The organism is Geomicrobium sp. JCM 19055, from assembly GCF_000698185.1.
Taxonomy (GTDB): Bacteria; Bacillota; Bacilli; order Bacillales; family Marinococcaceae; genus Geomicrobium_A; species Geomicrobium_A sediminis.
On sequence record NZ_BAXL01000003.1, the window covers coordinates 12,756 to 36,860 of the forward strand.

General features: G+C 40.3%; 34 protein-coding genes and 4 pseudogenes. 26 read left to right on the forward strand and 12 right to left on the reverse strand.

What is annotated here, in order from left to right; translation table 11 throughout:
- Positions 1 to 183: 183 nt before the first annotated feature.
- From JCM19055_RS31185 to JCM19055_RS27020, 3 genes and pseudogenes are all read left to right on the forward strand, one after another.
- Positions 184 to 297, forward strand: a pseudogene (locus JCM19055_RS31185) (TetR/AcrR family transcriptional regulator); the annotation flags it as partial.
- A 3-nt stretch (positions 298 to 300) separates the two neighbouring features.
- Positions 301 to 951 (forward strand): hypothetical protein, encoded by a 651-nt coding sequence (locus JCM19055_RS03675; RefSeq protein WP_042358584.1) that lies wholly within the window; start codon positions 301 to 303, stop codon positions 949 to 951.
- A 296-nt stretch (positions 952 to 1,247) separates the two neighbouring features.
- Positions 1,248 to 1,511: a hypothetical protein gene (locus JCM19055_RS27020; RefSeq protein ID WP_265181760.1), complete on the forward strand. Its 264-nt coding sequence runs from the start codon at positions 1,248 to 1,250 to the stop codon at positions 1,509 to 1,511.
- A gap of 116 nt (positions 1,512 to 1,627) precedes the next feature.
- On the opposite strand, the gene JCM19055_RS03680 is transcribed toward JCM19055_RS27020, so the two are convergent.
- The 3 genes from JCM19055_RS03680 to JCM19055_RS03690 are packed head-to-tail and all read right to left on the reverse strand — an operon-like array spanning position 1,628 to position 3,211.
- Positions 1,628 to 2,386, reverse strand: a complete 759-nt coding sequence (locus JCM19055_RS03680) for a DUF4097 family beta strand repeat-containing protein (protein ID WP_042358585.1) — start codon at positions 2,384 to 2,386, stop codon at positions 1,628 to 1,630.
- Positions 2,383 to 2,931 (reverse strand): HAAS domain-containing protein, encoded by a 549-nt coding sequence (locus JCM19055_RS03685; RefSeq protein WP_042358586.1) that lies wholly within the window; start codon positions 2,929 to 2,931, stop codon positions 2,383 to 2,385. Before JCM19055_RS03685 ends, JCM19055_RS03680 begins: the two co-directional genes overlap by 4 nt.
- The gene (locus JCM19055_RS03690) at positions 2,918 to 3,211 is read right to left on the reverse strand and encodes a PadR family transcriptional regulator (protein ID WP_265181761.1); all 294 of its coding nucleotides are present in this window, start codon (positions 3,209 to 3,211) and stop codon (positions 2,918 to 2,920) included. Before JCM19055_RS03690 ends, JCM19055_RS03685 begins: the two co-directional genes overlap by 14 nt.
- A gap of 390 nt (positions 3,212 to 3,601) precedes the next feature.
- Here JCM19055_RS03690 and ssuE point away from each other — a divergent pair, with 390 nt between their 5' ends.
- From ssuE to JCM19055_RS03705, 3 genes and pseudogenes are all read left to right on the forward strand, one after another.
- Positions 3,602 to 4,144, forward strand: coding sequence for an NADPH-dependent FMN reductase (ssuE, locus tag JCM19055_RS03695; protein WP_042358588.1), 543 nt, complete (start codon positions 3,602 to 3,604; stop codon positions 4,142 to 4,144).
- Between the two features lie 182 nt (positions 4,145 to 4,326).
- Positions 4,327 to 5,671 (forward strand): annotated as a pseudogene (gene gdhA / locus JCM19055_RS03700) (NADP-specific glutamate dehydrogenase).
- A 95-nt stretch (positions 5,672 to 5,766) separates the two neighbouring features.
- Positions 5,767 to 6,819, forward strand: a complete 1,053-nt coding sequence (locus tag JCM19055_RS03705) for a nitronate monooxygenase family protein (RefSeq protein WP_042358590.1) — start codon at positions 5,767 to 5,769, stop codon at positions 6,817 to 6,819.
- Here JCM19055_RS03705 and JCM19055_RS03710 read toward each other — a convergent pair.
- Positions 6,803 to 7,306 carry a cupin domain-containing protein gene (locus tag JCM19055_RS03710; RefSeq protein ID WP_042358591.1) on the reverse strand — a complete coding sequence of 168 codons (504 nt, stop codon included), beginning with the start codon at positions 7,304 to 7,306 and terminating at the stop codon, positions 6,803 to 6,805. The two genes, JCM19055_RS03705 and JCM19055_RS03710, sit on opposite strands and share 17 nt — an antisense overlap.
- A gap of 139 nt (positions 7,307 to 7,445) precedes the next feature.
- Between JCM19055_RS03710 and JCM19055_RS22570 the strand changes: the two genes are divergently transcribed.
- Together JCM19055_RS22570 and JCM19055_RS22575 are read left to right on the forward strand one after the other, a co-directional pair.
- Entirely contained in the window at positions 7,446 to 7,649 is a 204-nt protein-coding gene (locus tag JCM19055_RS22570; RefSeq protein ID WP_052365871.1) for a DinB family protein, read from the forward strand.
- Positions 7,650 to 7,753: 104 nt separating this feature from the next.
- Positions 7,754 to 7,951, forward strand: a complete 198-nt coding sequence (locus tag JCM19055_RS22575) for a hypothetical protein (RefSeq protein ID WP_052365872.1) — start codon at positions 7,754 to 7,756, stop codon at positions 7,949 to 7,951.
- Between the two features lie 29 nt (positions 7,952 to 7,980).
- Here JCM19055_RS22575 and JCM19055_RS03720 read toward each other — a convergent pair whose 3' ends face one another.
- A complete protein-coding gene (locus JCM19055_RS03720; RefSeq protein WP_305047329.1) occupies positions 7,981 to 8,766 on the reverse strand; it encodes a DNA-3-methyladenine glycosylase in 786 nt (261 codons plus the stop codon).
- A gap of 208 nt (positions 8,767 to 8,974) precedes the next feature.
- On the opposite strand from JCM19055_RS03720, the gene JCM19055_RS31190 reads away from it, so the two are divergent.
- Positions 8,975 to 9,157, forward strand: a complete 183-nt coding sequence (locus JCM19055_RS31190; RefSeq protein WP_370542976.1) for an HAD family hydrolase — start codon at positions 8,975 to 8,977, stop codon at positions 9,155 to 9,157.
- A gap of 32 nt (positions 9,158 to 9,189) precedes the next feature.
- A complete protein-coding gene (locus JCM19055_RS03725) occupies positions 9,190 to 9,591 on the forward strand; it encodes an HAD family hydrolase (protein WP_370542977.1) in 402 nt (133 codons plus the stop codon).
- A 27-nt stretch (positions 9,592 to 9,618) separates the two neighbouring features.
- Here JCM19055_RS03725 and JCM19055_RS31195 read toward each other — a convergent pair whose 3' ends face one another.
- The 4 genes from JCM19055_RS31195 to JCM19055_RS26160 all read right to left on the reverse strand — a co-directional run bounded on the left by JCM19055_RS31195 (position 9,619) and on the right by JCM19055_RS26160 (position 10,863).
- Entirely contained in the window at positions 9,619 to 9,774 is a 156-nt protein-coding gene (locus tag JCM19055_RS31195) for a DUF1450 domain-containing protein (protein ID WP_370542978.1), read from the reverse strand.
- Positions 9,775 to 9,919: 145 nt separating this feature from the next.
- Complete coding sequence (locus JCM19055_RS27025) at positions 9,920 to 10,096, reverse strand: hypothetical protein (protein ID WP_193745297.1); 177 nt, start codon at positions 10,094 to 10,096, stop codon at positions 9,920 to 9,922.
- Complete coding sequence (locus JCM19055_RS03735) at positions 10,086 to 10,409, reverse strand: hypothetical protein (protein ID WP_265181762.1); 324 nt, start codon at positions 10,407 to 10,409, stop codon at positions 10,086 to 10,088. The genes JCM19055_RS27025 and JCM19055_RS03735 overlap by 11 nt, the downstream gene beginning before the upstream one ends.
- A gap of 310 nt (positions 10,410 to 10,719) precedes the next feature.
- On the reverse strand, positions 10,720 to 10,863 hold the full coding sequence (locus JCM19055_RS26160; RefSeq protein ID WP_152549733.1) for a lmo0937 family membrane protein: 144 nt from the start codon (positions 10,861 to 10,863) through the stop codon (positions 10,720 to 10,722).
- A gap of 96 nt (positions 10,864 to 10,959) precedes the next feature.
- On the opposite strand from JCM19055_RS26160, the gene JCM19055_RS03740 reads away from it, so the two are divergent.
- The 5 genes from JCM19055_RS03740 (at position 10,960) to JCM19055_RS03755 (ending at position 13,655) form a co-directional block, all read left to right on the forward strand.
- Positions 10,960 to 11,154 carry a hypothetical protein gene (locus JCM19055_RS03740; protein WP_042358595.1) on the forward strand — a complete coding sequence of 65 codons (195 nt, stop codon included), beginning with the start codon at positions 10,960 to 10,962 and terminating at the stop codon, positions 11,152 to 11,154.
- A 116-nt stretch (positions 11,155 to 11,270) separates the two neighbouring features.
- Positions 11,271 to 11,627, forward strand: coding sequence for a VOC family protein (locus JCM19055_RS03745; protein WP_042358596.1), 357 nt, complete (start codon positions 11,271 to 11,273; stop codon positions 11,625 to 11,627).
- 311 nt (positions 11,628 to 11,938) lie between these two features.
- Positions 11,939 to 12,409 carry a hypothetical protein gene (locus JCM19055_RS03750; RefSeq protein ID WP_042358597.1) on the forward strand — a complete coding sequence of 157 codons (471 nt, stop codon included), beginning with the start codon at positions 11,939 to 11,941 and terminating at the stop codon, positions 12,407 to 12,409.
- Between the two features lie 165 nt (positions 12,410 to 12,574).
- Positions 12,575 to 12,742, forward strand: coding sequence for a hypothetical protein (locus tag JCM19055_RS27030; protein WP_193745298.1), 168 nt, complete (start codon positions 12,575 to 12,577; stop codon positions 12,740 to 12,742).
- 127 nt (positions 12,743 to 12,869) lie between these two features.
- Entirely contained in the window at positions 12,870 to 13,655 is a 786-nt protein-coding gene (locus JCM19055_RS03755) for a tryptophan-rich sensory protein (protein ID WP_052365873.1), read from the forward strand.
- Here JCM19055_RS03755 and JCM19055_RS03760 read toward each other — a convergent pair.
- Complete coding sequence (locus JCM19055_RS03760) at positions 13,599 to 14,300, reverse strand: 1-acyl-sn-glycerol-3-phosphate acyltransferase (RefSeq protein ID WP_052365874.1); 702 nt, start codon at positions 14,298 to 14,300, stop codon at positions 13,599 to 13,601. The two genes, JCM19055_RS03755 and JCM19055_RS03760, sit on opposite strands and share 57 nt — an antisense overlap.
- Before the next feature lie 110 nt (positions 14,301 to 14,410).
- On the opposite strand from JCM19055_RS03760, the gene JCM19055_RS03765 reads away from it, so the two are divergent.
- From JCM19055_RS03765 to JCM19055_RS03805, 11 genes and pseudogenes are all read left to right on the forward strand, one after another.
- On the forward strand, positions 14,411 to 14,863 hold the full coding sequence (locus JCM19055_RS03765) for a DinB family protein (protein ID WP_042358599.1): 453 nt from the start codon (positions 14,411 to 14,413) through the stop codon (positions 14,861 to 14,863).
- A 274-nt stretch (positions 14,864 to 15,137) separates the two neighbouring features.
- Positions 15,138 to 15,407 (forward strand): hypothetical protein, encoded by a 270-nt coding sequence (locus JCM19055_RS03770; RefSeq protein WP_042358600.1) that lies wholly within the window; start codon positions 15,138 to 15,140, stop codon positions 15,405 to 15,407.
- A gap of 188 nt (positions 15,408 to 15,595) precedes the next feature.
- On the forward strand, positions 15,596 to 16,237 hold the full coding sequence (locus JCM19055_RS03775; protein ID WP_042358603.1) for a DsbA family protein: 642 nt from the start codon (positions 15,596 to 15,598) through the stop codon (positions 16,235 to 16,237).
- Between the two features lie 210 nt (positions 16,238 to 16,447).
- Complete coding sequence (locus tag JCM19055_RS03780; RefSeq protein WP_052365875.1) at positions 16,448 to 16,891, forward strand: NUDIX domain-containing protein; 444 nt, start codon at positions 16,448 to 16,450, stop codon at positions 16,889 to 16,891.
- 365 nt (positions 16,892 to 17,256) lie between these two features.
- Positions 17,257 to 18,491 (forward strand): annotated as a pseudogene (locus JCM19055_RS03785) (dicarboxylate/amino acid:cation symporter).
- Positions 18,492 to 18,648: 157 nt separating this feature from the next.
- Positions 18,649 to 19,188 (forward strand): hypothetical protein, encoded by a 540-nt coding sequence (locus tag JCM19055_RS28360; protein ID WP_265181763.1) that lies wholly within the window; start codon positions 18,649 to 18,651, stop codon positions 19,186 to 19,188.
- Between the two features lie 16 nt (positions 19,189 to 19,204).
- Positions 19,205 to 19,402, forward strand: coding sequence for a hypothetical protein (locus JCM19055_RS28365; RefSeq protein ID WP_265181764.1), 198 nt, complete (start codon positions 19,205 to 19,207; stop codon positions 19,400 to 19,402).
- Positions 19,375 to 19,677, forward strand: coding sequence for a hypothetical protein (locus tag JCM19055_RS28370; RefSeq protein ID WP_265181765.1), 303 nt, complete (start codon positions 19,375 to 19,377; stop codon positions 19,675 to 19,677). The genes JCM19055_RS28365 and JCM19055_RS28370 overlap by 28 nt, the downstream gene beginning before the upstream one ends.
- The gene (locus JCM19055_RS28375; protein WP_265181766.1) at positions 19,643 to 20,014 is read left to right on the forward strand and encodes a hypothetical protein; all 372 of its coding nucleotides are present in this window, start codon (positions 19,643 to 19,645) and stop codon (positions 20,012 to 20,014) included. Before JCM19055_RS28370 ends, JCM19055_RS28375 begins: the two co-directional genes overlap by 35 nt.
- Before the next feature lie 126 nt (positions 20,015 to 20,140).
- Complete coding sequence (locus tag JCM19055_RS03795) at positions 20,141 to 21,361, forward strand: aspartate aminotransferase family protein (protein ID WP_370542994.1); 1,221 nt, start codon at positions 20,141 to 20,143, stop codon at positions 21,359 to 21,361.
- 773 nt (positions 21,362 to 22,134) lie between these two features.
- On the forward strand, positions 22,135 to 22,410 hold the full coding sequence (locus JCM19055_RS03805; RefSeq protein WP_042358606.1) for a hypothetical protein: 276 nt from the start codon (positions 22,135 to 22,137) through the stop codon (positions 22,408 to 22,410).
- 8 nt (positions 22,411 to 22,418) lie between these two features.
- On the opposite strand, the gene smpB is transcribed toward JCM19055_RS03805, so the two are convergent.
- Entirely contained in the window at positions 22,419 to 22,895 is a 477-nt protein-coding gene (smpB, locus tag JCM19055_RS03810) for an SsrA-binding protein SmpB (RefSeq protein WP_042358608.1), read from the reverse strand.
- Between the two features lie 126 nt (positions 22,896 to 23,021).
- Positions 23,022 to 24,091 (reverse strand): annotated as a pseudogene (locus tag JCM19055_RS03815) (branched-chain amino acid aminotransferase).
- Between the last annotated feature and the right edge of the window lie 14 nt (positions 24,092 to 24,105).

Genomic DNA, 24,105 nt, shown 5'->3' on the forward strand with positions numbered 1-24,105 from the left:
TCGAACAACACCCCTTATAAATGATGACTGACTGGTCATAAATATAGTTTAGCACAACTTTAGAACGTTGAATGTGTGTTTTAGGTGAAGATTAATCTTTTGAGTGGATGGTCAGTCAATGGTAAGATAATCATGAGGTGTAGTTGATGAATCAGAAAAAGACCGAAATAATAAAAAAAAGCAATTCATCTTTTTGCGACAGAAGGTTTTCATCCGACGTCGATTCAAGACATCTGTACCGTTAGTGGAATCTCGAAAGGAGCATTTTACCTCCATTTTGATTCCAAAGATCAATTACTTGTGGAGATTTATGAATATTATTATGACAGCCTTCACGAACAAGTTCAGCAAGTAAAAGAACAAGCTGAAACTCCTTACGAATCATTTTTGTTACAGCTTGAAGCACATTATGAAACGATTTTTAAGCATCGGGATTTCATTATTATGCAGTTACAAGAACAAGAGTTATCAACAAATCCAGCAATACGAAGTTTTGTTACGGAGATGAAAGAAGTCCGTTACGAATGGATTAAGAAAAACTTCACCCTCCTATATGGAGATGAAATTGAGCCTTATGTGTATGACTTGAGCATTCTCTTAGAAGGTATGAACAAGGCGTATTTACAAACGATTCTTCATTTAGAATTAGAGATTAACCCGAAAGATTTGGCGGTGTGGATTCTCGATCGCTTAAATGATCATAAAGAATCCCTTCTTATAAAACGCGTCCCTCCTTTTATTACACCTGATATTTTGCAAGAAAAGCATGAAGAGAAGCATGACCAAGAACTTGAAGATGTGATTGAAAGTGTCGCCGAAGTTATAAGTGGACTGAAGGCTTCCGAAGAGAAGGTGGCGGAGTGGTTAGAAGCACTTGATGTGCTAAAGGCTGAAGCAAAAAAAAGACGAGCCTCGAGCAATTATTATTCAAGGAATGCTAAAAACACTTGAAGATGCACCAGACTTAGAGTTTTATTGCAAACGACTAGAGCAATTAACCATTCGTTAATTGCCTCTTTTCGTTCGTGACCAGATTGTGATATGATAAATTTATTCAGATTATTTCGACATGAATTGTTTTGTATGCAAAAAGCGCGATTTGCGCAAGTCATATGGTTTCAACAGAACCTTTCGTTTATGCAATGCATCTTATGAGCGTCTGTCATCTTCTTTTTGAGAAAGGAACTTCCGCATGCTGAACCTTGTGGCGCTAATCATTAGCCTATTTGTCTTTTTTTTGCGCTTTTATGATTCATTCTAAGAGGCGGATTACTTTACTGAATAAAGCCTTAATCGGATGGCCAATAAGCCGGCTTGAACGTCATAAAGAAGAAATGTCTAAAGTTGCCAGCTTCTATGTATTTCTTGCAGGCATTTTCGTTTTATTAATACCGATATTTATTCTACTGTTTGGAATCACAATCGGACTGTTATTATTTATTATTACTTGGATCCTACTGTATGCCCAGTTTCGAAGGAAGCTGCAAACGATCGGGCGCCATTACGAGTAAGTGGAACTCATAGTTATGGGTTCTTTTTTTTCAATCAAATACGATTATCAAAAAATCGCCATTATAGGCGATTTTTGTTTCCAGAAGGAAGTTCAGCTTTTGCTACTTAATTTACGTTAGTTGTTATCAACAGAAACAGAGATATTTCCCACCTCAGAGCGCAGATTCAATTGAGGTGCATGACTCTCACTTGCCACATCTTCTAGATCATTGATTTGGGTCAGACCAATAGTAGTTGAAATTGATGGTTGTATTGCACTAGACAGTTCAATAAAGGTTACGTTTACGTTGCCGACTTCAGTCTGTATAGACAAATCTTCATTTAAATCGGGCAAATAAAATTCAAAATTTCCAACTTCTGACTTCGCATCAATCGTATTTGTAATCATTGAAGCATGAACATTCCCAACTTCAGTTGCAATGTACCAGTATTCAGCTTGAACATTATCTAGCTGGATGTCTGCGACACTACTTGTTATCGATATCGATTCGAATAGAACATCGGGAAGAAAGACATCAATGTCGTAATCTGCATTGAAAAATCCAAAAAGTTGGACGCTAGGTTTATGTTTGTGCGTAATATGAAGTGTGTTGTCCTCTAATTGTGTAGAGAGGTCATACTCTGTCTGTTGGATCTTCATAATATTTCCTTCGTAGCCGACAAGAATGTCGTCTTGTTCGTGTGAATGAATGGAGATGGATGCAACGTCTGCATCAATTTTTACATGATCAACGAGAGAAGAATCATACGTTTCATAATGTTCTTCCCAAGTAGAATGAAACGGGCTCGTTCCGAAAAGAAAAAGTGCTATATTTCCAACAATTCCGATTGTAAGTAGACCGACCCCTGAAAACAGAACAATGCGTAAATTCATTCTTGACCACCTCTTACAATGTTTAAGTTAAAGTTCAAATAACGAATGATAAGACCGTAACAAAGCTGAAGCAATTTCCAACTACCAACAGCGAGAATCATTCCAAGACCTACATAACCGATGAGCAAAAAGCCTTGAATCCAAAATGCCGAAGAAAAACCTTCTTGAATCAGTAAAAGTAATGGAGATAAAATCAGTGCGATTGATACGATAGAGAGTGTAATCGGAATGACCATGATTGCTACAAACGGTCCTAAAACAAAGATCAAGTTAAACATACTTAGTGAGATAGCAGCGAACGATGCTCGTAAAATGGTTTTCATTGAAGGATGATTATGAGCAACTTCAAGGTTGTACTGCGCAACAATTTCTTTCGCTACTTTTTCAGGCTTGCCAAGGGATTCAGCAATTTCATCCTCCGTTCGACCGTTAGTTAAACCGATCGTGAAGTGCTCTTCATAATCAGCAATAAACTCTAAACGTTCCTCCTTCGGAAGGTTAGCAAGCTTTGATTCTAAAGACGCCATATAGTCAGTTTTTCTCAATTTGATCGACCTCCTCTTGGATAAATTGATTTACACCGTGTTTCAAATCATTCCAATCATGCAGCAATTTTTCTTTCATTTCTTCACCTTTTTCGGTTATGGCATAATACTTGCGAGGAGGCCCTTCTTTTGATTCCGCAAGGTAAGTTGAAAATAACTCATCTTTCGTCATCCGTCTTAACAGCGGGTATAACCCACCTTCTGAAATGGTGAATTTTTTTGAAATCTCTTCGACGAGTTCATAGCCATACCGATCTTTATTTGAAATAAGAAGTAACACACACAATTCTAGAATTCCTTTTTTTCCATTGTGCGTTCATCCTCGATCACCACCATCGCTTTAATCGGTACTGTTCATTGAACAGTAGTCGATGTATTGAGTATAGAATATAGGTAAAATATCCTGAAGTCAACACAGAGTAACGAATTTTCAAGAGTTTAATGCACGCATTCGTTCAATTATTCATATAATTCATACTTGACAAATAGGTATTATAAGATTAGCATACAAGGTAATAACTTGACGGCTCATGTATGTTAGAGGGCATGAGCGTATGCGACGTATTAGAAAGATAGAAAAATCGCAAAAGGTCTGTAATGAAGCGATCTGAACGTTCATTCGGATGCACGTGCGATTCACAAACTTTATACGAGTGGGAGTGGATGTTGTATGAATCATGTTGTCGTTATTTCAGGAAGTCCAAGTGAACCATCAAAAACGAGTCATGTTTTACATGAAGTTGCTGGTCGGTTAAAAGCAGATTGCTCTGTAGATTTTATCAACGTCCGAGACTTACCTGCGGAGGATTTATTGCATGCAAAATTCGGTTCACCAAGTATTAAAGAAGCATCAGCTTTGGTGGAAAGAGCAGAAGTTATCATTATCGGAAGTCCAATCTATAAAGCGTCAATTACCGGAGGTTTAAAAGCATTTCTCGATCTACTGCCAGAAGGGGCTTTACGAGGGAAAACGGTTTTACCTCTCGCTACGGGTGGGAGCATTGCCCATTATCTTTCCTTAGATTTTTCATTATTACCTGTTTTGCATACGCTTGGCAGCACACACTTGTTAAAGCCCGTCTATGTGTTAAGTAGTGATATTCACATTGAAAATGATCACCTATTCATCCAAGACGTTGATACGGCAGCGAGAGTCGATCAAGCGGTTGAACAAATTTTGCAAGGGTTTCAAAGCTACGAAAAAGTGAATTAGCTCGTTAAAGAAGACACTTCACTATGGAGTGTCTTCTTTTATTTTTATAGTAATTCTATATGGTTTCTTTTTGGAAGCGGAAAAACATATAAGTATAGGTTAAAAGCAGTAGATTGAGCGTTTAATCTGTGAAGGAAGTCGGGAATTGATAAGAATAACCATTATTTTGAAGGGGTGAATGTATGGAAGATGCTAAAAAGTATATCGAAGATGTATTAGAAACGGTTAAAGAACGTGATCCACATGAAGAAGAGTTTTACCAAGCGGTAAAAGAGATCTTTGATTCACTAGCGCCATACTTAGCTGAGCATCCAAAGTATCAACAATTTGGCATTTTAGAAAGGCTCGTTGAGCCTGATCGTTTCATATCATTCCGCGTTCCATGGGTCGATGATCAAGGGAGTGTGCAAGTAAACCGAGGGTATCGGGTTCAATTCAATGCATCCATTGGTCCATACAAAGGCGGGCTTCGTTTTCATCCAACTGTCAATTCGAGTATCGTAAAGTTTCTTGCATTTGAACAGATTTTCAAAAATGCATTAACGGGACAACCAATCGGTGGAGGCAAGGGTGGCGCCGATTTTGACCCGAAAAATAAGTCAAACGCTGAAATCATGCGCTTTACACAAAGCTTTATGACTGAGCTATCTAACATATCGGACCGAACGTCGATGTACCGCTGGAGATATTGGTGTAGGTGGCCGTGAAATCAATTACATGGTTGGGCAATATCGAAAATTAAGAGGTTCATCTGAAGCGGGAGTGTTCACTGGGAAAGGTGTAGATATCGGCGGAAGTTTAACGAGAGCTGAATCAACGGGTTATGGTGTCATTTATTTTGTTGAGAACATGTTGAAAGAGTTTAATGAAAGTTTAACTGGGAAAAAGATTATTGTTTCAGGATCAGGTAAAGTATCCATTTATGCGATGGAAAAAGCGATTGAACTTGGCGCTCGAGTGGTTGCGTGCAGCGATTCTTCAGGCTATATTTACGATGAAAAGGGCATTGACCTTGAAACGGTTAAGCGCTTAAAAGAAGTTGAAGGCAAACGAATTTCTGCGTATGCAGAGGAGCATGATCATTCATCGTTTTACGGTGGGGAGAAAATATGGCAAGTAGCTTGTGACATTGCACTTCCTTGCGCCACTCAAAATGAGCTTGATGAAAATGATGCAAGTACGCTCATTCATAACGGTGTTAGCATTGTCGCTGAAGGTGCAAATATGCCATGTACACTTAAAGCTGTGGAGCAATTTCGAGAAAACCATGTTGGTTTTGCGCCGAGTAAAGCCGCAAACGCTGGTGGGGTGGCGGTGTCTGCCTTAGAGATGGCTCAAAATAGCGCGAGAGTTTCATGGACATTTGAAGAAGTTGATCGTCAGCTAAAAGAAATTATGCAAAATATTTTCGATCAAAGCTTATCGGCGGGAAGGCAATACAAATGTGAGGACAATTTGATTGACGGTGCGAACATTGCTGGTTTTAAACGGGTCGCAGATGCGATGATTGCACAGGGAGTATTGTAAAGACTTGTATTACAATAAATGTACAAGGAGTTACCTAGTGGTAGCTCCTTTTGCATTGTATAATAGAGAAAAGACAGTATTGGAAGGGTGAGTTTATGGGAGAAGCAAACGTATTTAATGTGAAATATCCGATTATTCAAGCAGGTATGGCTGGTGGGGCAACGTCTCCACAACTTGTTGCAGCTGTGTCTAATTATGGAGGGTTAGGAACCATTGGGGGTGGATACATGTCACCCGAGAACTTACGAAAGGCAATTCAAAAAGTGAAAACGTTAACCGATCAGCCATTTGCGGTAAATCTTTTTATTCCTGAGCAATCGTTTACGTCTGAAGAAGTTGCAGTACATAGTAAGAGAGGTATGGAGCTCACACAACCGTTTCGAAATCGCTTCGGTTTAACGACTAAAACGATCGAGAAAGTTCAAGAATCGTTTGAGCAACAATTCGAAGTGGTACTTGAAGAACAAGTACCAGTATTTAGCTTTACGTTTGGGGTTCCAACTGACAATCAAGTGGCTGCGTTGAAGGCTACGGGTATTGTAACGTGTGGGACGGCCACTACGGTAGAGGAAGCCAAACAGATCGAGCAAGTTGGCATTGATGCGGTTGTTGCTCAAGGTAGTGAAGCAGGTGGTCATCGTGGTAGTTTCATACAAAGTGAGTATTTGCCGTTAATTGGAACGATGGCCCTTGTCCCGCAAATTGTTGACCACGTCACGATTCCAGTCATTGCTGCAGGTGGAATTATGGATGAACGCGGGGTTGCTGCATCCTTTGCATTAGGAGCAACAGGTGTGCAGTTGGGAACGGCGTTTTTAACGACGATTGAGAGTGCTGCGCATCCACTCCATAAAGAGCAATTGTTGCAACATAATGAAGCGGATACAGATGTAACGTATGCTTTTTCTGGCAAAGCTGCGAGAGGAATTCGAAACGCCTTTATCGAAGCTCATACTAGCACACGTTTAGAAGAAATCCCGCCTTATCCAATTCAAAATGCAGTGACGCAAGATTTGCGAAAGGCATCTTCAGAAGAGGGAGATTGGAATACGATGTCTTTATGGGCAGGTCAAGGTTTGCGATTAGCTGAACAATTGTCAGTAGAGCAATTGATGCAGCGACTAACTAAAGCTATTCCTCATCAATAGGAAGTGTTTCATAAGCAAGTAAACGAATGATCGCTTCATGGTCAGGGTATTCGCCGATTAACTCATCTTGTGTGAACAATTTAAAGTCTTCATAATCGAAGCCTGGTGCAACAACACAACTAACAAGTGAATAGTCTGATGAAACGGTGGAGCCAAAAATAGTTCCCGCGCGTACGACGGTGCTCAGCTGTTGACCGTGTTCGATTTGCGGACCGACGTTGACTTGCTCATAAGACCCGTCCGGATGTAGCATGTGGACTGTAAGTGGCGCACCGTAATGATAATACCAAACTTCATCACTTTTAAGACGGTGAAAATGAGAAGGGCTTTTTGTAGTTAATAAAAAATAAATGCTCGTATATAATGGTCTACGGTCTCCAGTTTGACTTTTGATCTGCTCATTGGCTTTGAAACTTTCAGTGAAGTATCCACCTTCTTGATGGGGCTGTAGTCCGAGCTGGTCGATCCAATAGTTAGGATGGATCATAGGATGCCTCCTTTGTATGTGTTGAATATCTTAGGCTAAATAACAATGCTTTCAATTGATTTTTTCTTAACATTCACATAAAAATATGCAAGGTTTGAATAAGATAAACCAAACGAAGTCGTAACGGGGGTGAATCGTAATGGATTGTAACCATTTGCAAGACGTGCGTGCAAAGGTTGTCCGTGAAATTACTGGTCTTACAGAGCAACAACTTAATGCGAAACAACGTCATGATGTTTGGAGTATCGGTCAAATCTGTCATCATTTAATTTTGTCCGAAGGAGCGTTTGCTGATGCAATTGAACAAGGACTAAAAAAACGATCAAGAGTCAATGGTACGTGAGAAGCCGATCGAACGTGCCCTGGATCGTTCTGTGAAAACGGATGCTCCCAAAAACATTCTACCAAACGAAGGTCCGTTTCAAGTTAGTCAGATTTTAGAAGGGTTTGAGCATTCAAGGCGCCATTTTTTTACGAGTGATAGAGCGTGTCTCGACAGAAGAAGATTATACACATAAATCAGTCAGGCATCCTAAATTCGGACGGCTGTCGATTAAACAATGGATCGAATTATTACCTTACCACGAAACACGGCATATTGAACAAATTCAAGAGTTGAAAGCTCATCTTTCGATTAATGTGTAAAAGAGCCGTAGTTCGGCTCTTTGTTCATTTTAATTTTGTAACGTTCTCCATAAATAAAACACAGCATACGCTTCAAATCCTTGCCAATGCTTCGCATAACCCATGATTGTTTCCTTTGATGGTTTATCTTTTGAATGTAGCACATGTTTCATCGCATTTTGAAAGCCTACATCGTCAATTGGAAAGGCACGTGCATATCGTAAGCAACGCATTAGCACATAATTTGCAGTCCACGGACCAATGCCACGAATGCTCGTAAGTTGTTTTTCAGCAGATTCTAGTTCAGAGGACAGCAGTGTTTTGGAAAGTGAACCTTCCGCAATGCGTTTTGCAACATGGATTAGGTATTCACTTTTTCTACGGCTCAGCTGTAAAGGTAGTAAGTCATCAACAGAAAGTTCGGCGATTGTAGCTGGGTTTGGGAAAAGAGAGAGTGAATGATTGTTGAAAGGTACGGTATGACCATAGGTCTCAACAAGTCGTTTCTTTAATGTGTAGGCAAAGGTTAAGTTCACTTGTTGACCGATAATCCCCCAAGTGAGTGCCTCAAACAAATCAGGAATTCCGATGAGGCGCAGCCCTCTATAATCATCAATAACATTGGAAAGCAAAGGATCGTCTGTTGCCATCTCATAGAACGAGTATAGTGGATAGTGAAGATCAAGCCATTCAGTCACAAAATCGTGTACGACTTGGGAGTTTCCTTCATATGTATCAATCCGTAACTTGTCTTCATGATTAGAGAGTTGGAAGATGTGGATGTGATCGTCTACTTCAATTGCTCGTGTAATCTTGTTGCCTTCAATGGCATACATCGGTTCAAGAGGAGAGCGCATTAAATAGCCGAGATTCTGTTCAAATGAAAATGAATAGATAAGAACACCTCCAGTATGTAACGTAATGATAGCAAACCGCTCACATATTCGCTTAAATTACCTTCTAGTGTAACAAACATAGAGAGAGAACGACTGTGTTATTGAAAAACAGGTTACGTAAAGTCACTGACGTGAGTGAGGAGGAGTCATGGATAGTATTATATTTGATTTAGATGGAACACTTTGGGATTCTAGCGATGTTGTCGTGAATACGTGGCAATCGAAGCTGTCGTATGATTCACGAATTAAGCAGACGATTACTAAAGAAGACCTTCAAGGTGTAATGGGCTTGCAAATGGAGGAGATTGGGGAACGGTTATTCCTAGTTTAACAAGCGTAGAGCGAGAGACGTTTCTCAAGCAAGTGAGTAACGCAGAAAACGAGGCGTTGCGTCAACAGGGTGGAGAGCTATATGAACATGTGGAGTCTACACTCGAACAATTGGCGTCCCGTTATTCATTGTACATCGTCAGTAATTGTCAAGACGGTTATATTGAAGCATTCTATCATTATCATAACTTAGGAAAGTACTTTCGTGACTATGAGAACCCAGGGAGAACAGGCTTATCTAAAGCTGAGAACATTCAGTTGGTGATCAGTCGTAATCAATTAAACGCTTCTGTCTATGTTGGTGATACGTTGGGTGATCAAGAAGCAGCCAAAAAAGCAGGCATTCCGTTTATCTATGCGGGTTATGGATTTGGTGACGTAAAAACGTATGACAAGATGATTCACCAACCGAAGGATCTTCTTCAAATTTTATAGAAAAACACCCTTCACTTATGAAGGGTGTTACATAGAATAAAGTTCGAGTTCAACTTCAATTCGAAATTGCAATTTCTCCAGACACTCTTCAGGGCTATCACCAAAAATTCGATTGCCATTCACGAGTGCAAACGGTCGAAGTGCACAAAGTCCACAAGTAGACAGACATTCTGACTCAATCACGTCAACTTCGGGATACTTCTCTTCCAGATTGATTCGATCTCAAGCTTTGTAATGGCGTTGCTTTGGCATAATTCAACGATGATAATTCCCACTGAACAATCATCCTTTCTTGCATCGCGATCTTAGCGTGTTACGAGGATGCAAGTCAACGAGTAGACTTGCGCTTCGGATAGATGAACACAACACGAATTAAAATCACTGTGAGATAAACAATACTAATCCCGATCCAGATCGTTTCAAGTAAAGCAGAACCGATTAATATCGTAATTCCAAGTCCAATTACAGGTAGAATAGCCGCAAACGCAGCTATTTTATACAACATAAAAAAAGTTCATTTTGCGGTGTGCAAATTTCGCAACAAGCAGTGCAAGCAATGTAATCGCGACAAGCGGGATGAGTATAGATAAGACGAAAAACGGATAATAAACAAAGAAAAAGTAAACGAGAAAGATCGGCAAAGCGACCTCTACAGCCATATTTTCGCCTGATAATGCCATTTGGACACCTAAGGGTAAGCTAACTAACAACAAGATGAAACAAAGGAAAACAATGGGTAAGCCAAAACCTTCGCGATTTAACGTAAAGACGGCCTCTTTTTGAGGGAGGCGAATACTATTTCTTAAAAAGTCGAGCATCGTTTTCATAGAAACTGCCTTTCTAAACATGTAGTTAACAAGACTAGTATACTAAATCTTACTTTTAGATACGAGGCTATTCATCGTATTGTCATCGTTCGTTACAGCATCTGGCGAAAAGGCTTGTCTATACTGATTTATAATTTGAGGATAATGATGTAGAAGGAACACTCATAAAATTAATATGTAAAACGGTAAGAAAACGCACAAACGTTGATTTAAAAGCTACAACATGACAAAAATAGACAGATCATGATTTATTTCCCGGGAAATTGACAGAAAAAAAATGTAGCTAGGGGAAGATCCCCTGCTACAATCGTCGACCACTTACAAGTTGAACGATGAGAACGACGAGGGCGACAACGAGTAAAAGGTGAATAAGTCCTCCTCCAACTCCGCCGATTAGTCCCAACGCCCACAAAATAACGATAACTAATAGCAATGTCCAAAGCATGTTTGTTCCTCCTTATTCGTTTGGCATTACTGTCTCACTCAAGTTTATGATTGTTCGTCCGAGGGAATGCATACATTATCTGTTGGAGGTGGGCTTGTGGGAATTAAGAAGCGTATGTATCACGGGATCATGTCTGCAGTTGTTCTTGGAATAATTTCCCTTGTTATAAGCTTTTCTAAAGGTCAAATGGATTGGGCGAGTTTATGTTTTCTCTCTGTAGCGGGCATTATTTTCGGTGCTGGTATCTTGCCAATTTTAATACGTGGTCGAAGAAATCGATCAAAAGTCTAATGCGCATTCTCATAAGCTGAGGCAATTCGAGTATGAAAGTGATCGAACGTATATCTACTCTTATGAACATGATATAGTAGCGTAATACCTGCAAGACGTTCATTGGAGGGACGAAGGTGCAACCAAAAATTACGAGCATAACGATAACTGTTCAACAATTAGAACGTGCGTATCGTTTTTATAAAGACGTGTTCGAGTTATCTTTTGAACAAATTTTAATTGAAAGTGATCATGTTGCCTTTTTCTTTGAACAAGGCATATCCGTCGTACTAATGGAAGGCTCGATCGAAGAGCCTGCATTGATGTTCACTCAAGAGGCAACAACAATGGCAGAAGTCGATCAGCTCATTGAAAGAGCTCGAAAAGCCGGCGCTGACATCGTTGAAGAACCACAGAACGATCAAAGTACGTATGCGGGCATGTTTCAAGATTTTGATGGGTATCTTTGGGAAGTCATTACTTGGAACATGTAAATGATGAATGGTTTTAACAAGAGACAAGGCGAATGACCTCATTTGCCTTGTCTCTTGTTTGTTGTAAACGTTATAAGTGAATGCAAGGCAAAAGCTAGCTTTTAATTTCACTGGTAAAATTCCTTATTTTGTAATTTTTCCTCAATTTAGGTTTGGGGAAAAGGCTGTTTTGGGTATAGTACATCACACAAAGATGGGGGGAGGCGTTCGTACTGAGGTGGAAGTATGTAATTTTTCTAGTTGTCTATGTTTTACTCGTAGCGTGTAGCTCAGAAGCAAGAGCTTTTAGAGATTTTCAAGAGCGCCTTCCGGTGGAATTTACAATGAAGGAAGTAGAACTAGAAGAAGTAGCGAGTTATTCGTGGGAAGACGTTGAAGTTCGAGTGAATTACTTGTCATCAATTATAGAAGAAAATGAGTCTACCTATACGTTCCAAACAGAAGAAATCGATGAGACGATAACAGAAGTAACGTTAATACTAGATCATCTTGATGATCCAGCTAATTACTATAATAGAAGTATTCAATTATTCATTGATACAGAGGATGACGAACGTGTTGAGATTGTTGACCTTAAATCGACGAGTGAAGGAGAAACAAATGTTCGTTGGCTCGAACACGATATGTATATGACGTACGATGAGGAATGGACAGTCATTCACGCTAGGGGAGAGTGGCAAGGAGCCTATTTGATTGATGATCCAGAGCTTTCTTTTACAGAGCTCGATCACTGGAAAGTGCTGATTAACCCAGAAACGATGGCAGTAAGATTAGGAGAATAGAAAAGTGATGCGGTATTTCGTTGTCGAAGTGCCGATTTTTTTTATGCTTACGTGTCGGATCTAGAGAGATAAGTTTTTATATCACGATACATACTATTAATATTCTAAAAACTATGACATAATTAACCCACAGTTAAAGGCTGTAAGAATTTAGGAGGTGCCCTAATGTTCACAATCGTAAGAGTTCGAAATGGGGTTACAGAAACCCTAAAGGACTCTAGCAGCCACTTGGAGAAAATCTTTGTCGATTCGATTACTGCAAGTCATTTAGCGTTTGCATTAAATCGTCATTTATTACCAAATGCAGCAAAGTGGGAAATTAGATCAATCTAACATAGAAGTGACATGAAGTGAGCGGTGCTCGCTCTTTTTTTTATGAGTTTTTGTGATTCCGACGTTTATGTCGAGAACTGTTAGTGGAATAGAAAGGAAAAGGTTCTAGATATAAAGGAGAATCTAGTTGAAAGTAGCGTTTAAGCTTGCGATTGTGCATATCATTACATTTATTATTATGATCATCTTAAATTATAGCTCTGCAACGAATGTTGGAGATATAGCTAATCAAGATCAGCCACTGATTCAACCAGCAGGTTTTGCATTTTCAATTTGGGGAGTTATTTACGTACTATTACTCATCTGGATTTTACGAACGTTTTTAAGTGGAAGGTCTACGAGAGGGGTCTATGAAAGAGTAGGCATTCTACCATCAATTAACTTTTTATTAAATGGTGCGTGGATTATCGCTTTTACTCAACAATGGCTCGCCGTATCGACGATTATTATTTTCTTGTTGTTAATTACACTTGTCGTGATGTATTTACGAATTACGAATTCACGAGACGCTAAGTTCTTTGATCGCCTGCCTTTCTCTATGTATTTAGGTTGGATTACTGTGGCAAGTATCGCGAATGTATTTGTTACATTCGTTCAAAATGATGTACCAACATTCCTCGGTTTAAATGAAATGGCTTGGTCAGTTATTATGTTGTTGATTGGAGCTGCATTAGCAGTTGGTATTACGCTCTATTTCAAAGATGTGATTTATCCACTCGTAATTGTATGGTCATATGTAGCAATCTTTGCTGAAACACCATCTACTTTCATACAAGTTATTACGGTCGTAAGTGTAATTGTTATTCTTGCAATTTTTTTTACTTGTCGTACGACAAAAAGCACGTCAACGCTCTCATTAAGGAGTGTTGACGCTACTCGTAATCATCGTGTGAATGTGCGTGTTGAGTGTTGACGCGCTTGCATGTTCTTCAGGATTTACTAATGGATGAACGTTGACAACGACATGGGCTGGTTTAATCTTACCGTCATTTTCTTCCATAACGCGATAAGAGCCACTAATGCTCACAGGTAAGATTTGCACACCTGCCTTTTTAGCCATTCTTGCGCCAGCGTTGCTAAACGATTGCACTGAATGGTCTTTACTTCGATGACCTTCTGGGAAAATACAAAGTGGCGTACCTTGTTTCACTTGCTCGCCGCCTTTAGAGAGTTGGCGCACAGATTGCCTAGGGTCGGATTGATCAATAAAGATGCATCGTTTTAACGTCATCCAAGTACCAAAGAGTGGAACCTTTTGTAGTGAGGTTTTTGCTATAAAAGCAAGGTTTGGATTGACGTGAGATAAAAGAATCGGGATGTCGAAGTTTCCTTGATGGTTAGAAACGAGCACGTAACGATTGTCATCAGGAATATTTTCTTTTCCGTTTACGACAACTTCAGTTTTTGCAATGCGCAACGTACGATCAGATAAAATTTTGGCAAATTGATTCGTTTTATTATACGCGTGCTCGTCTTGCTTGCGTCTAAGTAGTACCATCGACGGAAGAATACGTAGCAAGTAGAGTGCAGCATGTGTATAGGCTAAAAATGTTCTCATGATATGTCTCACCTCTTAAAATCAGTACGAGAGTACTATACCGCGTCAGTTATTCGTTATCAACTACTTTGAATGACAGGAAATCAACAATTTATAAGGAGTGAACGATTTTGCAAAAACCATTCGAATCATTTACACAAACCATTGTAGAAATTGAACGATTACAAGAAGTTCCTGAACAAGATCTCGTAGAGCCGATTCAAGAAGGAAAATGGTCAATTCGAGAAATCGTCGCTCATTTAAACGCTTGGGATGAACAATGTTTGCACAACTGGTTACCGGATATGAAAGATGGCGCTGTATTGGCAGCATTTCCAGAAGTAGAGCAGTTTAATAAAGAACAGTTACAAGTGCGTGAAGAGTTAGGGGTGAAAGAGATTATTACGGCATTCACAACAGACCGTCGAAAACTTGTGCATCAATTATCGACGGTAGACCCTGAGGTTCAGTTTACAATTGGAGAGGGTAAGCGACAATTTTCTGCGGAAAGCTTTGCAAAAATGTTTGCCAAACACGACCAACATCACCTTGAGCAAATTCATGCGAAATTAAATGAACAATGAGCAATGTTTTCTGCTTATTTTCATATGAAAAGCCTTACAAACGTACATGCAAAAATTGACGATTATTTTTTACTTTAAAGGTGTTGACAGTCCTTCAGAATAGGAGTACTCTAGTCTCCGGCTACCATAAATAACATTGTTGGCAAATTGTCACATTCATCATTTTTGGAGCCTAATTTTCCGTGCTGTAGGTAAATGAAATGGATTTTCTTATCTTACGTGCATAAGCTGTATAGATTCACAGCACGAGACTGCAATGTTGGAGGATTAGGGGATGAAGTACTACGAGTTCTTTGCGCCATTTTATGCGTTAGTAAAGGCACCGACGAAGCAGAAGGCAATGAGTATCTATAAGAAAAGAGTTTGGGAGAATGGGCCAGATGACTGGAGAGAATGTTCTAGAGATTACGCCCTTATGCGCTTTGCAATGGACCATCATCCAGCAACGACCGACATTCCAGTCACTCTTAATGAATTTACAGATACTGATGCCGATGTTTTAATCGTCACATGCCAACCTGGTGGATTACAAAACGCAAACTAATAGGAATGAACATACGCTGTGAGCGATCGCAGCGTTTTATTTTTGTCTTAATTTGGGAAGCTTAGACAACGTTATGTTTAATGATGAGAAGTATTACGAATTTTATCCGTTAAAAACTTGTCACGTCTTAGTTCCAATTCAATAGAAGAAAGCGTGTAGGATAGAAGAGAAGAAAGGGGAATTATCTTATGAAATATTTAGTTTCAGTAACGATTGCGGTGGCAGTACTTGTTATTGCAGGCTTCTACTTTTTCTACCCTGGAAGTCAAGACACAATGGAACAAATTGATGTAGCAACCCAACCTACCCTCGGTGAAGAAGAGGCTGAAGTGACGATTATTGAATTTGGCGATTATAAGTGCCCGGCTTGTAAAGTTTGGGACGAGACGGTTTTTCAACAATTAAAAGATGATTACATAGAGAATGGACAAGCGAACTTCGCATTTATCAATGCTCCTTTTCACGGTGCAGAATCAATGCTTGCAGCTCTTGCGAGTGAATCAGTTTGGCACAATCATCCTGAGGCGTTTTGGGAATACCATGAGGCACTTTACCATGCACAACCTGAAGCAGCAGGGCATGACGCCCAGTGGGTGACCGTTGATGAGCTACTACGTGTTGCTGCTGAAGACGTCGACCAAGAAATCGACCTTGAGGTTCTGACGAATGATCTGTTAGAGCAAACGTATAGCGAGCAGGTTGAGGAAGATATTGAACTCGTTCAAGAACATGACATTCAATTAACGCCAACCATTGTAATCAACGGTCATGTAATCGAAGACCCCTTTGATTACGAAGAAATCGTTGAGACGATTCAGTCAGAATTGTAATAAATAAAGTGCCGAGCAATGATCGTTGTAAGACGTCATTGCCTTTTCTATGTACAAACAACACTAAATCCATTGAATGAATTTATAGATATACATAATGATGAATAAAGAGAATTTGAATTTTTAAGCGTGAAGATAGGCAGTTGCATGATTTCATTCGTTGTTTCCCATGCTATACTAATATGTAGTGTAAAAGGGGTTTGATACATCATGTCACAACAAAAAGTGACGGCGTATATTACTCGAGAATACGCTGGCGAAACACAGTTACTAACGTTAACTTCTGAGGATACGAATTGGGCAGGTGTAGAAGTACCTGGTGGCACTGTTGATCCTGGAGAAACGTTAGAACAAGCATTGTACAGAGAGATTGCTGAAGAATCTGGAATTTGTAAAAATCAATTAACGTTGGTTAAATATTTAGGTCACAATACCTATCAATCACGCACGACGCAAGAAATCATGATAAGACACAATTACCATTTGATTTTTACGGGCGATAGTAAGCATGTGTTTACTCATAGTGTAGAAAGCAACGACATTGATCACGGCTGGCTCTATCACTACGAATGGAAGACGATTTATAACAAACATGTAATAAAACTCGCAGACAAATTGCAACCTGGTTTAGTTGAACTGTACAAATTGCTTTAAAAGACGAGCAGCATGTTCGTCTTTTTTTTGAATCAAAAAAATAGCTGTATGAGCCTGTTACTATTTGAGCATATTAAGCAAAGGAACATCGAAATGTGCGGAAAATGCACATTTCCGTTCATATCCAATATGAGAGCAAAGGCTTGATAGTATTGAATTTTTTAGTGATAAAGCAGATGAATAAACATTCATCTAAAAAAAATATAGACAAATAGCAAACATACATAATATGATGTATCTACTGTTTGAGAAAGAAGTCGACGAAACTTTCCAATCACATCTCAAAAGAAAATTAACGATATTATTTAACGATTTTGAAATATTAGATTATATTGTTTGCAATGTGGTTTAGGGGAGGAATTTTAATGAGTTTAACAAAAAAGATTATTATTGCATTAATTGCCGGCTTAATTGTCGGTCTTTCTTTAAATGCATTTCTACCTACAGAAACGTTTAATCAAATTGATTATTACCTGCTTAGCCCAGTTGGAGACATTTTCTTAAGAGCAATTTCCATGCTCGTTGTCCCGCTCGTATTCTTCTCGTTAGTGCTTGGAGCTGCAAGCATGAGCGATGTGAAACGACTTGGACGTATCGGTGGTTTCACCATGGGTTTTTATTTATTAACGACACCGATAGCGCTTACAATTGGTATTGCTGTTGCGTACCTTTTACAACCAGGTACAGAGGCTTAATGACTCAAGACATGGATGGTTACGAGCCGAATGAAGCACCACCGATCATGGAGACGCTCGTAAATATTATCCCGAACAACCCTGTTGAATCGTTAGCAACAGGTGAGATGCTACAAATTATCGTCTTTGCTTTACTTATCGGTTTTGGTATTGCAATGCTTGGAGAAAAGACAAAAGGTCTATTAAGCCTCGTAGAACAAGCAAATGAAGTCATGATTTGGCTCGTTAAGCTTGTCATGAAGCTCGCGCCATTTGGTGCATTTGCATTAATCGCTTCTGCAATTGGAGAACTTGGTTGGGGCGCATTACAATCAATGTTCATGTATATGCTTGCAATCATCCTTGCATTAGCCATTCAAATGATGCTCATTTATGGTGGACTCGTCTCCGTATGGGGTCGAATGAATCCTATTGCATTCTTTAAAGGCTTTATGCCAGCGATGGCAGTTGCTTTTAGTACGTCAAGTAGTTCTGCAACACTACCCGTCACGATGCGTTCAGCAGAAGAGAATCTAGGCGTTCCTAAGTCGATTAGCTCCTTTACACTACCGTTAGGTGCAACGATCAATATGGACGGTACGGCGATTATGCAAGCCGTTGCTACGATTTTCTTAGCCCAAGTTTATGCAGTTGACTTAGGAGTAACAGAGTTACTAACAATTATTCTTACAGCAACACTCGCAAGTTTGGGTACGGCAAGTGTTCCAGGTGCCGGTATCATCATGCTTGCAATGGTACTACAATCAGTAGGAATTCCACTCGACGGTATTGCGTTAATTTTAGCCGTTGACCGTATTCTAGACATGTCTCGTACCGCTGTTAACATCACAGGTGATGCAGCTGCGTCCGTTATTGTTACACGAATGGAAAAGAAACGTGGAGAAACATTTACAGAGGAATCATAAAAAAGATGAGTGCTTAGGCACTCGTCTTTTTTTTGTGTGTTTATCAATTGATTAATTTGAGCGTCGCAATTCTCTAATTTTTATATAGTCATTATTTTACAATTGCATACTTATTATTATTAATGTATATTAATGAATATAGAAATGAGGGAATGTCATGAAGACAGCAATTCAATCGACAAATACAAAAATGACTAATCATAAATTAAAGTTTTTAATACCGACGATCATCGGCGCATTTTTATTTCTTATTCCACTTCCTATTGATGGACAATGGCTCGTACTTATTGCCGTCCTGGCGAATAGTGTTCAAAGCTTGCTTGAGCCCATTATTGTTGAACTACTCGTAGCAGTACTGTTTTTCTCTGGTTTTGGGTCACTACTCGCAACGATGACCAAACCAAGTTGGTTAATGAAATCAAATCTTCATCCACTTGTCGTCGTTCATCCGATCTGGTTATCCATTCGTGTTGTTGGTGCCGTGTTTGCTGTTCTCGTTTATTTTCAAATTGGACCTACAGTTGTCTTACATGAAACAACCGGAGGAGAAGTTTTAACTGGACTCTTACCGACTCTCGCTGTTTGGACGTTTGTGATGGGGATGCTACTTCCTCTTCTCGTTAACTACGGTCTTATGGAATGGCTTGGAACGATGGCTCGTAAAGTGATGCGTCCGTTTTTTTCAACTTCCAGGTAGGTCTGCAGTTGATGCGATGGCATCATGGATGGGTAACAACATGGTAAGTATTTTAATTACAATTGATCAATATGAAAATGGCTACTATACAAAGAAAGAATCAGCCGTCATCGTAACGAACTTTACAATTACGAGCATCGGCTTTGCATTAATTATTGCTTCAATGTTAGAGCTTGAAGCATGTTCTTGCCGTTTTATGGAACTGTACTTGTAGGTGTGTTTGTCGCAGCGATTATTTGCCCGAGAATTCCACCACTTTCTAAAATGAAAAATGAGTATTACGGTCCTGTTGGGAAACAAATAAAAGAAGAAGTACCAAACAATCAATCAACGTTATCATTTGCGTTTGAACGAGCAGTCCAAAAAGCGGCTCAATCAGACAAGCCTGTGCAAATCGTTAAAAAAAGGATTGTTCAATGCAACGGATATTTGGCTAGGGATGCTTCCGATTGTGATGGCGATTGGTACACTGGCACTAATCATTGCTGAGTTCACAAGCTTTTTCCAAATCATTTCGTATCCGTTAATTCCAATCCTTGAATGGATGCAAATTCCTGAAGCGCACTTAGCAGCTCCTGCACTACTTGTAGGCTTTGCAGACATGTTCTTGCCAGCGATCCTAGCGAGTGGAATTGAAAGTGAACTTACTCGTTTCGTAGTTGGTGCTGTTTCTCTTACCCAGCTCATTTATTTATCTGAGATTGGAGTTATGCTAATCCGCTCGAAGATTCCTGTGAACTTCTGGCAACTGCTCGCACTTTTCTTAATCCGTACAGCGATTACACTACCGATCGTTGTTCTGATTGCTCATTTCATTATTTTTTAAGTATAATAAAGCAAACGATGTTGAGGCTCCCGAGCGGGCCTCTTTTCTATAGAAGGAGACGTTTTCGTGTCACATAATAATTGGAATCACCTTATTGAGAAATTACCAGAGCGTTTAGCGCCTAGTATGGCAAAAGATCACCCGAATTTACCGGTCGTCAAAGAAGAAGGCGTCTACTATTACGGTCTTGATGGCAAGGAATACCTTGATTTCACGTCAGGCATTGCCGTAACAAACGTCGGTCATCGACATCCAAAGATTGTACAGGCAATCAAAGATGCTGCGGACGAGTTAACTCACGGGCCGATTGGCGTGATCCAATACGAATCAATTTTGAAGTATGCTGATGAATTGGCAAACGTCATGCCTGGGGATTTAGACTGCTTCTTTTTTGGCAATAGCGGGACAGAAGCGATCGAAGGGGCGTTGAAGCTTGCTCGTCACGTTACGAAAAAGCCGTACGTGATTTCTTTTGTCGGAGGCTTTCACGGTAGAACTCTCGGGTCGTTAGCGGTAAGTACATCAAAAGCAAAATACCGCAAACATCAACCGGTTAGTGGAACGTACCAAATTCCATATTACGATCCGAGCGATGATGAGCAGGTGGCGATTCAAAAACTCGATGACCAGTTTGATAAGCTCTTCGCGCATCAAGTGGAAGCAGAAGAAGTCGCAGCGGTCATTATGGAACCAGTGCTCGGTGAAGGTGGCTATGTGATCCCACCAAAAGGATGGGTACAACGCATCCGAGAAATATGCGATGAAAAAGGACTTCTTTTAATTTTTGATGAAGTACAAACCGGCTTTGGTCGTACGGGAGAATGGTTCGCATCAGACGTATTCGACGTTGTCCCTGACATTATGGCGATTGCTAAAGCCATGGCTTCAGGACAACCGATCAGTGCAACCGTTGCTAATCATAAATTAATGCAACAATGGCCACTCGGAAGTCATGCCACAACTTACGGTGGCAATCCGATCGGCTGTCGCGTCGGACTCGCAACGCTAGAAGTACTAAAAGAAGAAGAATTGCTAACAAATGCAAAGAACGTCGGTGCACATGCACACGAACAATTAGAAAAGCTCAAAGAGAAGCATCCAATGATCGGTAGCATTCGCTCACTCGGTCTCATGATCGGCATTGAAATTATAGATCCAGAAACAGGGAACCCTGACGGAGAGCGCTCTATGCGCATACTCGATCTTGCACTTGAAGAAGGCGTTCTCTTTTACTTTTGTGGCAACAAAGGCGAAGTGATCCGCATGATTCCACCGCTCACCGTCACTAAAGAGCAAATTGACGATGGACTGCGGATGTTGGATATCGCACTAGGACGCCTTGGTTGAACTAGTGCTCTGATGTAGTTAGCAGCGTGCGAGGTGTAGCAAGAGCGGTGCGCGGTGTAGCAAGAGCTAGGCGTGGTGTAGCAAGAGCGGTGCGGGGTGTAGCAAGAGCTGGGCGAGGTGTAGCAAGAGCGGTGCGCGATGTAGCAAGAGCCAGGCGCGATGTAGCAAGAGCCGTGCAAAGTGTAGCAAGATGCTTCGCTCATACTGTAGCAAGAAAAGAGCCTGCTCTAGCTAGCAAACGATATCTATACAAAACCCCCAGGACAAAAACAATGTCCTGGGGGTTTTCACATATTAAACTTCGGCTTCAATTTTAGCTGCCCGGTGTTGGCGCAGTGCGAGGAATCCTGCAATGATAATTGGGGTAAACATGAAGAACGAGCTAATGAAAAAAACAAAGTCGAATTCAGGGTCGAAGCTAATTAGCAAGGATAAAGCGAATAGGATAATCCCTGTTGCTAGTAATTGTTTGGCTGCTCGACCTTTTTTTCTTATGTAAGTTAATAGTCCCTAAAATTCCAAGTGTTAAGAGTAGAAGTGGGATTCCTACAATTACAGCTACGATGAGGAGTAACATCCAAGTTCCTTCTTCTGGTAGAAAAAAATGATACAAATCCTGTGACAAACAAGATACTAATTATATAACTAACTAACTGTACGAGACTGACGATGGAAAGAACAAGTTGTGCAACATACATCTGTGACACCTCCTTTATTAAGATTTACGACTAAATTGGAGTGTCTATTCATACGTTGTGAGTGAGGTGTTGTACATGTCTACGTTCGGAATGTTAATTATGTTTCAATTCGTTGCAATTGTACTTTTACTCGGGGTGCTCAGCTTTATTGCTCTTCATCTTTCTGAGCGTACGCCTGTGAATAGTAAGCGAGTCATTTTATGGATTGTAATTGTGACGATGGTCGGTGTGATGGTCGTGGACTTACTGAATCAAGGGCATTTTCAAGTAACAGCGTATGTGGTTCCGGCAATTGTTATTGTAATTGCAGCTTCAATGCTTACGAGAACAAAAAAAATAAAGAGGCGGTGAAGGCCCCTTTATTCCATTCCTTTCATGCGTTGACCGATTGCTTTGTCCATTTGACGCTTAGCATCTTTCTTTTTGAGGGAATCGCGTTTGTCGTAGTGCTTTTTCCCTTTTCCGAGGCCGAGGAGTACTTTTGCAAAGCCATTCTTTATATACACCTTTAATGGGACGAGTGCGTAGCCTTGTTGTTGCGACTTGCCGGTGAGTTTCTTGATTTCTTGTTTGTGTAAAAGAAGCTTTCTCGTACGTACAGGATCGTGGTTATGGCGGTTTCCTTGTTCATAAGGGTTGATGTGTGCTTGATAAAGAAGTATTTCGCCATCTTCAATGCGAGCGAAGCTTTCTTTAATGTTCATCTGGCCTGCTCGAATTGATTTAATTTCTGTTCCTTTTAGCACGATCCCTGCTTCATACGTTTCTTCAATGAAAAATTCATGATTGGCTTTTCGGTTCTGTGCCAAAATTCGATTGTCATTTTTCTTTGCCATAGTCGTGCATCCTTTGTTCGATTGTCGTTATCTTATCGTAGCAAAAAAGGCCAAGCCCTGCAATTGAGACGTCATTACTCAAACGAAGAAAAAAAGCCACCAATGATTTGATTGGCGGCTTCTCGCTTATAAAACAGTCGTCCAGCCAAATGGATCTTCTAGACGTCCAGTTTGAATTCCAGTAATTGCGTTATGAAGCGGTTTGAAATGTCGCCCGTTTTATTGTTGTTAATCGTGTACTCCGTACCTTTGTAATCAAGGATACCGATTGGTGAGATGACAGCTGCTGTTCCTGTACCGAATGCTTCTTCAAGTGTGCCGTTTTGATGGGCTTGGATTAAATCATCCATCGCAATTCGGCGCTCATGAACAGGAATGTCCCAACTACGTAGAAGTTCAATGACGCTCTTTCGAGTCACCCCTTCAAGAATGGTACCGTTTATTTCTGGGGTATGAATTTCACCGTCGATTTTAAAGAACACATTCATGCTTCCTACTTCTTCAACGTACTTCTTCTCAAGACCATCTAACCACAGGACCTGGGAGCGTTGGTGTTCAACGGCGCGCTCTTGCGCTTTGTAAGCGGCACTGTAGTTGCCTGCCGTCTTCGCATAGCCTGTTCCTCCTGGAGCTGCACGCGTATAGAAATCTTCGACAAAGATGCTAACAGGATCGATCCCTTCTGAGTAGTAAGAACCGACTGGAGACAAGATGACGAGAAACGTATACGTTTTTGAAGGTGCTACAGAAAGACTCGCTTCAGTATTAATGACAAATGGACGAATATAAAGTGATTTGCCAGCGGCAGTTGGAATCCAATCTTTCTCAAGACGGACAAGTTCTTTAATATAAGACAATGTTTCTTTTTCATCGAGGGTCGGAATGCTTAAACGTTCATTCGAACGGTTCAGGCGTTTCATGTTCTCCTCAGGACGGAACAATCGTACATTTTCATCATGGTCTTTATACGCCTTTAATCCTTCAAATACAGTCTGACCGTAATGAAATACCATGGCTGCAGGATCAAGAGTTAATGGCTCATAAGGTACGATGCGAGGGTGGTACCACCCTTTGTCACTATGATAATCAATCAGTAACATATGATCAGTGAAATACTTCCCAAAACCTAACGCTTCTGGATCAGGCTTTGGCTTATGAGTGGTCGTCTTGATGACTTCTAGTGTTTGTGATGTCATAACTAAAGCCTCCG